Source organism: Clostridium sp. KNHs205 (assembly GCF_000702945.1).
In the GTDB taxonomy this organism is placed as follows: Bacteria; Bacillota; Clostridia; order Lachnospirales; family Lachnospiraceae; genus Anaerocolumna.
This window is the reverse complement of record NZ_JNLE01000003.1, coordinates 2,722,010-2,737,511: the sequence shown is the minus strand read 5'-3', so window position 1 is coordinate 2,737,511 and position 15,502 is coordinate 2,722,010. Positions and strand designations below refer to the sequence as shown.

The window sequence follows — 15,502 nt, the reverse complement described above, 5'->3', positions numbered from 1 at the left end:
CAGTCTCAAAGCCGTACCAAACAGCGGTCGGTTTCTTATTTATTTGCTGCAGCCCAGGCATCCAGCTGTGTCTGCTTTTCAGCAATCATTCTTTCCAGCCCCGCCTTTTGCATCTTGGTATTCATTTCCTCAATGCCTGCTGTGGGTTCCACAAAGCCATACTCGATACTCTTCTGGAATTCATCATAAACATTCTGCACACTGGTAAGTTCCGTAGCAACATTGGTCGCATCAAAGGTAAAACCGCTGGCAGCTGATTTTTTCGCATTTTTGTTAAAATTATCAATATTGGTCCATAAAGCCGGATCATTGCCTTCCCATACATAGGTGATAAACTGGTTGGGCAGCTCCCAGCCAATGGAGTGATTCCAGCCGGAATTCGTCGCGTCCACGCCATCTGCAAAGGTGATCAGACCATTGTCCTGTACTTTGTAATGTACCCCTTCAATACCCCAGCTAAGAAGATTGGCAAGGTCTGCATCGGTATAGAAGGCATTTAATAACCGCATGGAAGCCTCGGCATTAATTGTATTAATGGAGATTGCCCAAGGGAAGGAAGCAACGGCAGAGGAGCTTATATAATCATCCAGGGTCTGGAAGATCGTCATTGGCTGACCGCACATATTGGTCTCCTGCTGCTTGATTCCAGGTTTTCCTGCGGTGGTGTACCCGATTAAGGTACCTGCTTTAACAAGCTCTGTAACAGCGGTAGTATCGGTAACAGAGTCCTTGCTGATATAACCCTTCTGGTTATAATCGTAGATACGGCTGCAGTACTCTTTATAGAAATCGCTGGTAAAAAGATTCTCCACTTTAAGCTCCTTGCCATAATCAAGCAGGACACCAAATGCATTACCGCCGAGTAAATCCACATTGGAGAACTGGCTCATGGAGAGAGTGGTAGGTCTGTATACCTCTGTATCCGGATATTTTTCATGGAGTCTTGCATAGATATCATCCAGTTCTGCCTGGGTAATCTGGATAATTTCTTTGCTGTTATCAACGGTATAGCCAATCCCCTCCAGGTATTTGTTGGCAATGGCTGCACAGCCTCGTCCCTGTGCCATGTCACGGTTATTGGGTACACCGTATAATTTGCCATTCACACGACAGGCATCTACATACTCTGCGCCAACGGTCTCAGCAATTCCGGCACCATAATTTTTAATCAGGTCATTTTCTTCTAGATCTAACAGATAACCTTGTTGTACCATGGAATTATAATTGCTTAAAATGGTACTGATAATATCTATCTGCTCTCCGCCGGATAGCGCCAGTGTCATATTCTGTTTGTAGGAACTGCTGTCTGATATCTGCAGTTCAACTTCAATTCCGTAACGTTCTCTGGTAATCTCATTGATTGCTTCCTGAATTTTGTCCGTGTCATTAGGAGCTCCCGTCCAGGTCATAAAACTCATGACCAGATGTGTAATTTCCCCTGAAGCCTTTTCACCTGAATCAGTGTCCTCCTGGTTTTCTGCGGAAGTTCCTGTCCCGCTGCCGGTTTTTGCATTTCCTGAATCGTTTCCGCCTTTACCGCAGGCAGACAAACTGAAAACCATAAGAAGTGCTAATAATAATGCCAGTCCTTTTCTCATAATAAACCCTCTCCTTCTCTTTGTTTCAAAAGCCGTACTAGTACGCTTTGACAGTGTCATTATAGCGTAAGGCCGACCGATGATGAAAGAATTATGCTGTTACGTATTTGCACAATGATGCTATAAGCTCAAAAGTTATATCCTGTTCATTTGCACAATTATGCTGTATAATATTAATTTTCTTTGGTTATGTTGTTAGTTATTGTATAATGTATTTCAATATGATATCATCATTATTAACAATGTCAATAATAAATTCTTGCAAAGGGGGCACAACTTGGAACCGATCCGCTTTCGCTCTTTACGTTTCCGGCTGTCAGCATTTATTATCTTGATTTTTTCACTTCTCATCATACTTGTGGCAGTAAATAATCTTATAGCTTACAAGGAAATCAAGAATAAAATCTATGAAACCATGAAAGAGACCCTTACTATTTATCAGAACCGATTAACAGAGAGCTTCGATACCACCGTTAATTATCTGAAGAATTTTGCTTATGAAGACGGTGATATACGAATTATAGATAAACATGATCTGTCCTCGGAACAATGGTTTTCCTCTGTTTACCATGTACAGAAAAGTTTCCGGTCCGCGGTTACTATTTATGATATGGATGGTTTCTTTCTGTATTCGCTGACCAGTAGTACTTTCTTTGCAGAAACCCAGGCTAATTCCACCTCTAATATTTCCAAAAACATAAAAAGTGAATTAACCCGTTTAATAGAGGAAGAGCAATTACTTACAAATGATAAAAAGGACAAGTGGTTTCCGTTGGAAATTAAGGGCAAGTATTATTTATTTCGTGTCATCAAGGTACATAACAGCTATATTGGCTGTTGGATCAGTACCGGACAAGCCCTGAATCCCCTGGTCGGCAAGGAACTTACACAGGAAGTGTTTCTTGTTACAGATAAGGGTGTGGTAACCAGCAATAATCCTCCCATAGAACAATTACCGGTGTACTCCATAACAGATTACAGCAGTTATCATTCAATAACCATTATGGATTCAGAGCAATTAATCGTATCCTGTGAAATGGATTTCGGTGACCTTTATTTAGTATCCCTTATCCCGGAAAATCAGTTTTTTGTGGATATTAATAAATATATCCCCTTCCTGATCAAGATATTTTTTATTATGCTCGGGCTCCTGATACTGGCAGCAATTATAATCAGCCGTTTGGTCATCCGCCCCCTTACGGAGCTGAATAAAGCCATCTCTTCTTTAAAAAACGGCGATCTTAATGCAACTATGCCGGTAAATGCAGCCTGTACGGAATTTGAAGAGGTGAACAGCGCTTTTAATGAAATGGTGCAGGAAATCAAAACCCTGAAAATCGGTGTTTATGAAGAAAAATTATCCAGACAGCAGATCTACACCCAGTATTTGTCCCTGCAGATTACACCTCACTTTTTAATTAACTGCCTGAATATGGCTTATCAGCTGGCGGAACTAAATCGCTCGGATCTGTTAAAGCCCATGCTGAAATATTTAAGCCAGTATTTGCGCTACACCCTGTCCTCCGGCCAGACGGTATCTCTGAAGCAGGAACTGATGCATGTAGAAAATTATATTGAATTATCAAAGATCAGGTATCCGGGCAGTATTGATTTCTATACAGATATTAATCCCGGGACCCATAAGGCAACCGTAATTCCCCTGCTGCTTCAGAGCTTTATCGAAAACACCATAAAATATGAAGCTGTCCTTGGTAAGGTCATAGCCATTCATATCAGTTCGGAGGTCATCCTAAAGGATTCGGATAAATATATAAAGATTACCATCTGGGATACCGGCTCCGGTTTTCATGAAAAAATACTGAAACGGCTTCAGGATATCAATCAATATATAAAGGATACTCAGACTCAGCACATCGGTATCAGCAATGTACTCCAGCGCACCGCACTGGTATTTGGTTCCGAGGTCATTGCCTTTCGCTTCTCAAACCGTCCTGGGGCAGGGGCACAGATTGATATTGAAATACCTTTTATACCAATTATCTCAAAGGAGGACATACCTTGAATCTATTGTTAGTGGACGATGAATATTACTGTATTGAGGGACTGCGTGCTTCTATTGACTGGTTCTCCTTTGGAATCACGGATATTTTCTGTGCTTACAATATGCAGCAGGCACAGGATTTCTACTTAAATCAGAAGATAGATATTATGATAAGTGATATCGAGATGCCTAAGGGCAGCGGCCTGGATTTATTAAAGTGGGTACGTGGGGAGAATTATAATACCGTTACTATTTTTTTAACTTCCTTTGCTAATTTTAACTATGCCAGTAATGCCCTGAAGCTGCAAAGCACTGACTACCTGCTGAAACCTGTGGACAGCGACCAGCTGACGGAATGTGTTCTGGCAGCCATTAATAAAGTACGGCAGCAGGAGAATGAAGAGCTATATAAGCAAAAGTCAAAGTTCTGGGATAATAATAAGAGAAAATTAGAAGAACAATTCTGGAATGCCCTATGCATGGAAATTATCCCCGGTGATGCCAGGCAAATTGCAAATGAAGTGAGTCAGTACCATTTACCGCAGAAATTATTATCCGGCAGATTTTACCTGGCTTTATTGCATACCGGTATAAAAAGGGAAAAAGATACCTGGGAAACCAACCTCTATGAATTTGCAATAAAAAATATCATCAATGAATTACTGGAGCCCTGGCATCTACAGCCGGTGCTGGCAAGAATCAATGAAAAACAGTATGTTCTGTGCTTAACAAAAAATGATTCAGTGGAACGTTCCTTCTATCTGGATATATACAGACGGATTATCAAGACTCTTAAGCATTCCCTGCCGGGTATCTTTCAATTATACATCAGTACTGATACTTCTCTGTTATACGCCGGAAGGAATTTCAGAAAGTTATACGATGCAGCTTATAATAATATCAGTGAGGAATGTAAGCTGATTGATACAACTTTGCCTGCTGCCGAAAAATGCAACAAAAACCTTACCAGTCTGAACGAGTGGTCCAGTTTGTTAATGCAGCATAAAAAAAATGAGGTTAAAGAACAGGCTCTGCAGTTTTTATCCGAGCTGAAACAGTCTTCCATGGCGAAAAGAAGCGATCTGGTACGGTTTAACCATGATTTTATGCAGATTATCTATACAATTTTAGAAAAGAACGGAGAATCAGCCCACCGGCTCTTCGATGACAGTACCTCGGAGCAGAGCTTTGAACAAGCCTGTAATTCTGTTGAAACCATGAAAATATGGGTATGTCATGTAATCGATGTATTTGATGCCTGCCTGTCAGCTATAAGTCAGTCCGATTCTTCTATCGAGCTGATCAGGAAGTACATCCGGGAACATTTAGACGAAGATTTAAACAGGAAGAAACTTGCCTCTTTGGTATACTTAAGCCCTGATTATCTCTCCCATGTATTCAGTGAACGAACAGGTGAATCTCTGACTGCCTTTATATTAAACGAACGGATTAAAAGAGCCAAGGAGTTACTGCTGTTAAGCCAAAAAAGTATACGGGATATTGCCCTGACAAGCGGTTTCCCCAATATTTCTTATTTCTCCAGGCAGTTTAAGTGCGTTACAGGAAAAACACCTCAGGAATATAGAAAAAAATAACCCTATGTTTTCTCCCCATTATCTCTGGCATAAAAAAATGCCGATTGTGATTGGAATAATCCTTACGAAGCTTGGACGGTTACCTCTCATAATCGGCAGTATCACTCAACCTTTCTTAACTCTTCACTTTCTTACCCTTCGATTTCCAGTGAAATGTTCACCGATTTTTTCTCAATCGACTTTATCCATTTCTTGCTGTTCAACCGTTGTATACACCATATGGTCTTTAATATATGATCGATTCTTAGAGTGATATATATAACAAATGGGGACATCTCAAATACATAAGCACATAGAATTCCCAGAGGCACAGATGCCACCCATAGAAATAAGATATCCGCTATCATCAGAAATTTCGTATCTCCGCCTCCACGAAGCACTCCCTTTGTCATAACCGTACTGACAGTCTGAAAGATGACCGTAAAAGAAAGTGCATTCATCAGCTCATAAGCTATTTCTCTCGTTTCCGGACTGATATTATACATATTTATAATGAGTGGTGCCAGCAATTGTATAACGAAGGCTGTAATCAAGCCTATAATAGTACTTTTTTATAAAATACCCTGTCAGAAATAAAAAGATTTTTGCAGGCTTTGCAGACCATGTTTCCTCTCACAGCCTGGTATCCCACATACCGCAGAAAACATCCACCGGACTTTTTCCTTTAAATTCAGATCTTCCGGATAGCTTTTCTACCAGTGCCTCCAGAACCTCATCACTTGAGCTGTAGGTATTTATGTATGTCTTTACCCTTGGTACATCAATAAGATGGTAGGGATTTTCTACCGAAATAAAGATGGTAGGGACAACTTCCATATATACCGGTACATTTGCACCCATAGGCTGCGCCCACTCAATTCTGACCGTCGTCTGATTGCTCTTTGTTGCCATATTGGCAAGATATATAATCAGGTCGTATTTATTCGGTATATCTTCATACCTGTTAAACAACCCTTCAAAGCCTGATGCGGGTTTAAATACATCAATATCAAAGCCTTCCTTTTCAAGGAGTTCTTTAAACTTTTCTGCCACTCCGGCTCTTACGGAATAGGCCACTCCCTGCTGGCTTTCAATATCATAAAACAATACTTTTTTATATCTGGAAGGTGTAACCGGTAATACACCCATTTCTTCTTTTACAATAGTAATTGCTTTATCAGCACATTCTCTGGCCCAGGCTTTATGCTGTTTCGTTCCGATATTTCTTAGGGCAGTTTCATAGTCAGGAGATAATTCTCCCTGCGCCTGTTTCCCAGGCAGTTTCAAAGCTGCTTTTACTCCGAGAATTCTGGTCAGTGCATCCTCCAGACGTTCCTTTGTAATAATACCCGTTTCAATTCCTTTACGCATATATTCATAATCTTCCTCCAGATTCTTGGTAAAGAGGAACATATCACAGCCGGCAGCGATAGCCTGAGGCACTGCCTTCTCCCGGCTCATAGGAATCGTCATTCCTGCCATGGTGGAGGCATCGGTAACAACCAGCCCCTGAAAACCCAGTTGTTCCTTCAAAAGCTTTGTAATCAGCTCCTGGGACAAAGAGGCAGGCAGTATATCACTGTCTTTTATTTCAGGATTATATTTTCTGGTATAGGAAGGCTGCAGGATATGCCCTGCCATTACAGTTAAAGCTCCTGCTTCTATACAAGCTTTATAGGCTGCTCCATAGGTATTATCCCATTCTTCACAAGACATGGAGTTAATGGACGCTACTAAATGCTGGTCCCTTTCATCCATTCCATCACCGGGAAAATGCTTGATGGAGGCTGCTACCCCCTGTTCCTGCACTCCTTTCACGTACTGTACCCCCATTCTTCTGACTCTGTCCGGATCAGAACCCAGAGTACGTGTATTGGTAATGGGATTTCTGAAATTATAATCAATATCTATAATAGGAGCAAAAGCCCAATTAGCTCCTACTGCAGACCCTTCTGTCCCGCAAACAGTTCCAAGTTTGTAAGCCATCTCATCCTCATCTGTAGCAGCCACCTGCATCTGAGACCCCATAAAGGTTCCTTCCTCTGCAATACCGGTACCCCCCTTTTCCAGATTTGCTGATATCAGCATTGGAATCCTGGAATTCTCCTGAAGAATTTTCACTGCATTGACCACTTGTTCGGCAGGCATAGGTCTGCACATTAATCCTCCCGGTTTATACTTATTGGCCAGCTGCCTTAAATCCTGCTGATCTGAATAGGTAATAAGACAGAATAACTGTCCGAGCTTTTCCTCCTCGCTCATGCTCTTAAGAGTGGCCTGTACCCAGTTAATCTCCTCGTCCTTAAGATAATAAGGCTTTTCTTTTAGATTGATCATTCTTCTCTCCCTTTCTGTTATTTAATGATTTCCTCCAGGTTAACATCGGTTAAAGCTTTGCCTTTAAACTGCGCCTTATGGTAAAATGCAGCATACCCTACTCCAAGAGCTCCCATTCCTGCTGCGACAGCCCCATCAATCCCTGCCCAGGCATCTTCCACCACCAGGCATTCATGAGGTATTACCCCCAGCTTTCTGGCAGCTGTAAGAAATACCTCGGGGTCTGGTTTACTTTTTTTAATATCATTTCCGTCAGCTATTGCATCAAAGGATTCCCTCAGTCCGATTCTGTTAAGAATAAATACAGCATTTTTACTGGAAGAACCTATTGCGGTCTTTATCTGCTTCTGTTTCAGAAGTGTCAGGATATCTCTTACACCGGGTAAGATATCCTCCGGTGTCACCTGTTCAAGCAGCTTTTTATAGATTTCATTTTTCTCATAGGCCAGTACCTCTTTTTCCTGTGCTGTATATTCCCGGTCTGCTTTTCTCAACATAATTTCCAGGCTTTCCATACGACTAACACCCCGAAGCCCTTCATTGATCTTCCTGTCAAAGTAGATTTCTTCATTCTCAGCAATGGTTTTCCACGCCAGATAATGATACTCATCTGTCGATACAATAACACCATCCAAATCAAATATCACTGCTTTATATATAAGCTCAGCTCCTCTCTTTTCCTTTGTTTGTGGGCTTATTATAGCATGGAATATTTTCAAAGGACATACAGCAGGGACAAGACCGCAGAATAGTGATATTTCCTGACAAAATCCTTATACGACGGGTCAGATGAACCTGCACAGACAACAAAAAACCAGTGTAGGGAAAGTAAGTTTTCCGTTACACTGGTTAATAAAAATATAATTATTCTATTTCATTAAACGTACTATTATTTTTTTATTTCATTAATTTACCACCAAAATATTCAACTATTTCAATTACATCACTTAAGGATTTTATTGAGATTGCTACCTTAAAATTAATCCTGTCTGTAGTCTGAAAATCTTCTATTGTGACTGCTTCCGGCATAGTTATAGGTATTGAAATAACTGAGGTTTCTTCATCAATATTCACTTTATCAATTTTATTTTTCAGATTATCTGTTATTAAACTTTTTATTACCGGTATTCTTCCGATATATGCTTTGTTTATTTTTACCTGCAGAGCATTATCAGTTACTGTGAGATCAGTCTTTAAGATTAACTGTGCAGGAAATAAAGAAAATAACTTTGTATCTGCATAAAAGTAAACTTCACCATTATGTATGGTGCAATGAACACTGTCTATTTTCTTGCTTTTTAACTTATCCATATTCATATAAATAATATTGTTCATATCTTTTTCCGATAATTCAAACTGAAACTCTTTAGAGGAATTGTTTAACATCCCTGTAATGGAATCCAGCATTTTCTCTTTCATGATTTCTTTCAGGGAGACTTGCTCTGTGGAAGTATCATTAAATTTCTCAACCGGACGGATGCAATAGATAATTGCAGCAAACAAAACTATTATTAAAACTATTGTAAATATAAATTTCTTTTTCATTCTCGGATTTCCTTTTCGTAGTTAGTAGGGCTTGGCTTATTTTTTGCTCTTAGTTGGTTATCAGATTTAGCTATTTACCGGGTTTAGCCATTTATTGAGTTTAGCTATTACTGGGCTTAGCTATTTACCGGGCTTAACTATTTGCTGGGCTTAGCTGTTTACTGGGTTTAGCTGTTTACTGGGCTTAGCTGTTTACTGGGTTTAGCTGTGTACTGGACTTAGCTGTTTACTGGGTTTACTATTTGCTAGGCTTAGCTACTTACAGGGTTTACTATTTGCTGGGCTTAGCCATTAAATGGTTCGCAATCCCCTTGTGAAACACCGGCCTTATGATACTCAACTCTTTAAAGTTTATTACGATTAATGCATTACTTGCAATTATTAATAAAAGTTACTAAAGGTTTTATAAAATATATTGTACCAATATAATGGATTCTATTATAACATTATAATTAAATGCATCTATGACTTATTATTATATCAGACTCATGAATTTTAACAAGAAAATCTTACCACTGATGAATTTAAACCTTACCTGATGAAATCAAAGGACATCTATTGATATACCTTTTGTTCTGTTCGCTTTAAAGGAGAAAGAACCTGCAACAGTAATTACCTGTTGCAGGTTCTTTCTAATAGTATAATTATTTCAGATACGAACTTAAGGTTCTGTTCCCCATTTCAGTGTACCGGCAATATAGCCGGTAACATTATTCCAATCCATATAATTTGTTGCTGTGGCATTAAAGGAATAATCATTTGACTGTGTAAAATTTGACCAGTCTGACTTCCATACTCTTCCCTTTATCTCAGTCTCTGCTCCTGCTGCAAGGGTTCCGGCTGAACTATTAAAGCTTATTTCCAGATAAGCGTCAGCATTTGTCTTCGATAAACTTGCAAAAGTACCGGTGATCTTCCCGCTGCCTGCCGATGCCCAGTCGCAAGCATAACTGGCAGCATTGGCACCATCTTTTGTAAAGTAATATCTTAACTTCACATCAGAAAGGTTAATACTTGTTGTACCGGTATTAACAATTTTAAAGTTTGGATACAAAGTATTGGTGGAAGCTGTTGTGTTGCCATTAAAGAATTGTAGCTTAATGTTTCCGCCAGGTATTGGAGTTATAGTAGGTGTGGGGGTTACTGTGGGAGTCGGGGTTACCGTCACTGTAGGTGTCACAGTCACTGTAGGTGTCACAGTCACTGTGGGGGTTACTGTTGGTGTTACCGTTACGGAAGGGGTAGGTGTTACCGGAGTGGTGCCACCCGGTTCGGTGCCATATACCAGAACCCCCTTTACATAGGCAGTTATTTTCAGATTCTGCCCATAATCTACTTTACCGGAATCAAAAGAGTAATCATTGGCTTGATTATATTTGGAATTGTCATATTTCGTTAAGGTAATCTGCAGCTCACCGCTGCCGGCTCCGGGATTCAGGACTCCCGCACTGCTTGTAAAGCCCACTTCCGAATAAAAATCGGCTGTACTGTAAGCTGAAGAAAGGGGTATTCTAACCATATTTCCATATACATTACCGGAACCGACTACGGCATAATAGCAGTTAAAGGACTGCCATTTCCCATCATCTCTTGTATACCAGTAACGGACCTTTACATCAGAAAGAGAAACCGCTGTGTTATCGTCATTCCTAACCTGTAAACTAAAACGAATCCCTCTTGAGGAAGCGCTGGTATCCCCGCATTTGTACAGTACTGAAATTTTAGGTCCGCTGCCTCCCGGAGTAGGAGTTGGCGTCGGGGTGGGAGTAGGAGTAACTGTTGAATTTATTCCGCTCATAATTCCTTCAAGTATTGCCGGCTGTACTATCGCATAAGTCCTTCTGTCAATGATTCCGGAGCCGCCGGGACCATAAGCTCCGATATCCCAGTACACCGGTACGGCTCCATATTTCTTGCAGACAGTATTCAATATTTTATTGAAATAAGCACGATAGGTGTTATTACTTGCATCTTTATCGGTTTTATCCGTTGCACAGTATTCACCTATTACAACCGGATAACCGTTTCTTACAAAGGTCTGATACATTTGTGACAGCTGTGAATCCATATAATCTTCCTGTCCCCAGTTGGATTTTTTAGAGGGATCGGTGGCTATGGAACCCCATTGGGTAATGGAACTGCTGTTATCAAGGGTGAATTCATAGGGTGAATAATAATGAGCTGAGATCATAATTCTCTTCTCATTAGAGGGTATGGCAGCTGAGCGGTAACTATCAGTTGGAATTACAAATCCAAAATCCTGTGTCATATGGTCGATATTGGTATTCCAGCCAGGAACCAATAACCAGCGTGAAGCATTATTTCCGCCGGATTGTCTTATAGTATCGACAAATATCTGATTATAAGCATTGAGATTCTGATATAATACCGGGTCAGGATCATAATAATTACCGTCAAACACTTCATTCATGGATTCAAAGATTAAATGTTCATCGTAGTCTTTAAATGTATTCGCATATTGCTGCCAGATTTTCTTATACTTGTCTCTGACTGCTGTCTGGTCACTTTCTGTTACTAAAAGCCATGCACCATTTATGGTATGGTATCCGTCACCGTGTACACCGTCAAGAATTACATAAAGCCCCTGGCTATAGGCATAATCAACCACTTCCTTAACTCTGGCTAACCAAGCCGAATCAATGGTATAATCAGGTGCAGGCCCGATTGCTTTTAATAAAGTAACCGGTATCCGGACGGTGTTAAACCCGGCATTCTTTACTGCTGTAAAAAGTTGACTGGTAACTTTCGGATTTCCCCACATTTCTTCATTAGGCCCATAGTCACTAAAGGCCTCCATGGTGTTCCCCAGATTCCAGCCCGTGCCCATGGCAGCTACAAGCTGCTGCTGGTTTAACTGATCAAAATTGGTGGTCTGTTCCGCCATAACAGGCATCATGGAATAAAAAGCTGAAGCAAGCATAGCAACCAGCAACCCCAATGCCAGTATATAGCTTCTGATAGACTTACGTTTAACCATATAAATACCTCCTTATTAATAAATCATTATCCGTTTTACAAAGAAATTCTTAAATTAAGATACTTTATGCCTTATATTGAGTCTGGAATGCCCCTGGTTCTAACGAACACCTATTTATTCTGCATACAGATATGTAATTCTGTTTGTAAGATGCATGAGCTAAGATATGTGGATATTAAACTGTGTTAATTGGAGCAAAAAGAACCCAATATAAGTACTCCCCTGGTATTTTAAGTACTTAACTCAAACTTCGCACTTGAATAAGTGCCTATGCACCTTGAAAATTCAATAATAACTGGCATAAAAATAGCATGAAACCGCTGGTTTTGTTATAATTAAGTTACCACACAAAATCAAACAATCGGAGGTTCATGCTATGACAAAAAGTATAACACAAAACAACCAGAATGATAACCAGATTTCTGCATCAATCAGAAAGTTTTTTACAAGATTTCATCTTTCATCGGCTCTCAAGGCTGCTAACGCATATAAAACGAAAGGATTTCCTGTAACCGAGATTTATCAGTATCTATTTCTTTTGATTTTTTCAAATAGAAGCATGTATATGAACATGTTGACAGGACGAAATACTCCGACCTTTGCCAAGGATACTGTCTATCGTTTTATGAAGATGATTCATATCAACTGGATTCGCTTCACATCGGTGCTTTGTTCCAGAATCATCAGGGATGCCATTCTTCCTCTGAATGATGAGAACAGGGTAAATGTCCTGATTATTGATGACTCGATGTTTGAGCGAAGCCGTTCAAAGAAGGTAGAACTTCTTGCTAAAGTATATGACCATGCGAAACATGCGTACCGTTACGGATTTCGTATGCTGACACTCGGGTGGTCAGATGGAAGCACATTTCTGCCAATTAACAGCATTCTTCTGACTTCCGAGAAACAGAAAAAACGTATCAATGAAGCAGCAATACTGGATAAAAGAACAGCGGGATATAAACGTCGTAAACTTTCTATGACCAAGGGTACGAAAGCCATGTTGAAGCTGTTGGAATCTGCCAAAATAGCATCCATTCCAGCAAAATATGTCCTGTTTGATAGTTGGTTTACATCCCCTAGCACAATACATGCCGTGAAGGAAATCGGTTATGATGTTGTGGCTATGGTTAAGAGGACACCAAAAATGTTCTTCCGCTATAATGGTACAGATATATCCTTGCCGAAAATCTATAATCAGAATAAGAAGCGTCGTGGTAAATCGCGATTCCTATTGTCTGTTATGGTAGATGTTATCAAAGACGGAGAAACCGTACCTGCTAAAGTAATTTATGTCCGGAATAAAAACAATCGTAAGGAATATCTCTGCATAATCTCCACCGACATAACGATTGATGAGGATGAAATCATCCGCATTTACGGAAAACGATGGGATATCGAAGTATTCTTTAAAATTTGTAAAAGTTATCTTAGACTCAGCAAAGAATGTCATTCACTTTCTTATGACGCAATGACTGCCCATGTAGCGGTTGTTTTCACCAGATATATGATGTTATCCGTTGAGAATCGGGAAACAAAGGATGAACGTTCTCTAGGTGAGTTATTCTTATACTTTTCTGACGAATTGTCTGATATCACATGGATTCAGGCCTTTCAAGTGATGCTTCAAATGTTCAGAGCACTGCTTGTAAATGATTGTGAGCTATCAGACGAAAAAATCTGTGAACTCACGGATGCATTCATGAGTGCGATTCCATCGGTACTAAAGGAACGCTTACTAGCAGCGTAAAACGAGCTGAACATTGACAACTTAATTACTGCCAGGTATTGAATTTTCAAGGTGCATAGCTAAAATCCATGTGCGAAGTTTGAGTACTTAATATTTCTTTTGTATCTCTTTACCACCTCCTATTTTTTCTTCTTTTCCAATAAAATGTAATGATATATATTCATTGGCTAAGTTTTACTTTCATGTTAGTTACTTCTGATTGCTGTTATTTTATAAATACAAAAGATTCCAACTCAAATAAATGCCTTCCTTTAAACATATCCGCTGTCCAGCCTGTAACGCAATCCTGCACCTGGAAAAAAACCCCATGCCTGCCTGTAACCACCTTCACCGCTGTCTGATAGCTGCCGCTGTCAGCGCCGATATCACATACTCCGATTTCTTCACCATTCTCATAATCATCGAGTAATATCCTGATTTTTGATTTGCAGCCTGTCCCACTGACTTTTACGACTAAGTCCATTGTAAGACTGGAGTAATCTTCCCCAAAATCAAAATATTTATAGCCGATAATACAACCGCTGGTAATGGCAGTTACAGGTCTTTCAAATATATTCTTTTCAGTAATAAAGGCTCCGCCTTTTAAAACACAAGCGGTTTCTGCCAGTGTTATTTTATATGGTGATAAAGCTTCCTCAAATCCCAAAGAGGTCATCTCCACCTGAGGTATGCTGCCGTCTGGCAGTATGTTTATCTTTTCAACACAGGCCCGTCTTGACATAATGGTATTGTTTGTCATGCGATGATAAAAAATATACCATTGTCCATTGATGCAACAGATAGAACCATGATTATTCCCCGCAGGATAGTCCTGCCCGTTATCCACTATAATCCCTCGATATTCAAAGGGTCCCTTTGGAGATTTGGAAGTGGCATATACAAGTCTGTTGCCTTTTCTGGGAGAATAAATTAGGTAATAGGTATCCCCCACTTTTCTGGGTGAACAGGCTTCAAAGAAGGTAAAGGGCTCTTCTACCGGGATAATATCATCCTGATAGGTTCCATCAATAATTTCATACATGTTCTCCGGGTTGATTTCTGCAATAAAAGAACGCTCATAACCGCAGTATATGTATACCTTTCCGTCATCATCCACTAAAACGCCCGGATCTATGAACCAGCCGCTGCCAAAACAATCTTCGCCTTTTCCTTCCGGTATCCTGTACTGATATCTGGATAGCAGTTTAAAGGGACCTTCCGGCCTGTCACTGACTGCCACACAGCCAACTGCTCCGATTATATATGCATAGAGATAATATTTACCGTCCTTTTCAACTACATCCGGTGCAAAGAGATCATTCTCTGTCCAGTGGGTATCTGACTCGTGGTCTCTGTCTTTGCGTGTATGAAAGCTGTCACCGTGACACTCCCATTTGTTTAAGTCATTTAGCGGTGCAGACCATACCTTCAGTTTATAATCACAAAAGTGGTCAGAGCCTGCATTATCGTGAGAACCATATACATATACACGGTCTCCGAATACTCTGGGTTCACCGTCGGGGATATACTCCCACAGGGGAAGAAAGGGATTTGCCATAAATGCCTCCTAGTAAGTCATAATTTTATTCTTCCTCTTCATCCTAGCATAGACAACTCTGCAATTCTATCATTATTACGCCATGAATTAGCACATAAGTGACATTCCCTTTACAAACATGTATTAGGTTGCACTTTTAATAAAAGGTCTGAATTTCGTTT

The 15,502-nt window shown here is 40.1% G+C and carries 10 protein-coding genes; 3 read left to right on the top strand and 7 right to left on the bottom strand.

The genetic code is table 11. The annotated features are described in order from the left end of the window. Positions 1 to 35: 35 nt before the first annotated feature. Positions 36 to 1,598, bottom strand: coding sequence for an ABC transporter substrate-binding protein (locus tag BR73_RS0111425; protein WP_033165630.1), 1,563 nt, complete (start codon positions 1,596 to 1,598; stop codon positions 36 to 38). Between the two features lie 277 nt (positions 1,599 to 1,875). Between BR73_RS0111425 and BR73_RS0111420 the strand changes: the two genes are divergently transcribed. Together BR73_RS0111420 and BR73_RS0111415 are read left to right on the top strand one after the other, a co-directional pair. Continuing rightward, the gene (locus tag BR73_RS0111420; protein ID WP_033165629.1) at positions 1,876 to 3,621 is read left to right on the top strand and encodes a histidine kinase; all 1,746 of its coding nucleotides are present in this window, start codon (positions 1,876 to 1,878) and stop codon (positions 3,619 to 3,621) included. After that, the gene (locus tag BR73_RS0111415) at positions 3,618 to 5,195 is read left to right on the top strand and encodes a helix-turn-helix domain-containing protein (protein ID WP_033165628.1); all 1,578 of its coding nucleotides are present in this window, start codon (positions 3,618 to 3,620) and stop codon (positions 5,193 to 5,195) included. The genes BR73_RS0111420 and BR73_RS0111415 overlap by 4 nt, the downstream gene beginning before the upstream one ends. A 131-nt stretch (positions 5,196 to 5,326) precedes the next feature. On the opposite strand, the gene BR73_RS0111410 is transcribed toward BR73_RS0111415, so the two are convergent. The 5 genes from BR73_RS0111410 to BR73_RS28300 all read right to left on the bottom strand — a co-directional run bounded on the left by BR73_RS0111410 (position 5,327) and on the right by BR73_RS28300 (position 12,054). Beyond that, positions 5,327 to 5,728, bottom strand: a complete 402-nt coding sequence (locus BR73_RS0111410; RefSeq protein WP_033165627.1) for an MATE family efflux transporter — start codon at positions 5,726 to 5,728, stop codon at positions 5,327 to 5,329. Positions 5,729 to 5,807: 79 nt separating this feature from the next. Further along, complete coding sequence (locus BR73_RS0111405; protein ID WP_033165626.1) at positions 5,808 to 7,511, bottom strand: glycoside hydrolase family 3 N-terminal domain-containing protein; 1,704 nt, start codon at positions 7,509 to 7,511, stop codon at positions 5,808 to 5,810. 17 nt (positions 7,512 to 7,528) lie between these two features. Continuing rightward, positions 7,529 to 8,158, bottom strand: a complete 630-nt coding sequence (gene pgmB, locus BR73_RS0111400; RefSeq protein ID WP_347463464.1) for a beta-phosphoglucomutase — start codon at positions 8,156 to 8,158, stop codon at positions 7,529 to 7,531. 250 nt (positions 8,159 to 8,408) lie between these two features. Next, complete coding sequence (locus BR73_RS0111395) at positions 8,409 to 9,056, bottom strand: hypothetical protein (RefSeq protein ID WP_033165625.1); 648 nt, start codon at positions 9,054 to 9,056, stop codon at positions 8,409 to 8,411. 661 nt (positions 9,057 to 9,717) lie between these two features. Further along, a complete protein-coding gene (locus tag BR73_RS28300; protein ID WP_081848627.1) occupies positions 9,718 to 12,054 on the bottom strand; it encodes a cellulase family glycosylhydrolase in 2,337 nt (778 codons plus the stop codon). Positions 12,055 to 12,430: 376 nt separating this feature from the next. On the opposite strand from BR73_RS28300, the gene BR73_RS0111385 reads away from it, so the two are divergent. After that, positions 12,431 to 13,804, top strand: coding sequence for a transposase (locus BR73_RS0111385; protein ID WP_033165108.1), 1,374 nt, complete (start codon positions 12,431 to 12,433; stop codon positions 13,802 to 13,804). A 205-nt stretch (positions 13,805 to 14,009) separates the two neighbouring features. Here BR73_RS0111385 and BR73_RS0111380 read toward each other — a convergent pair whose 3' ends face one another. Continuing rightward, entirely contained in the window at positions 14,010 to 15,341 is a 1,332-nt protein-coding gene (locus tag BR73_RS0111380) for a family 43 glycosylhydrolase (RefSeq protein ID WP_033165624.1), read from the bottom strand. Between the last annotated feature and the right edge of the window lie 161 nt (positions 15,342 to 15,502).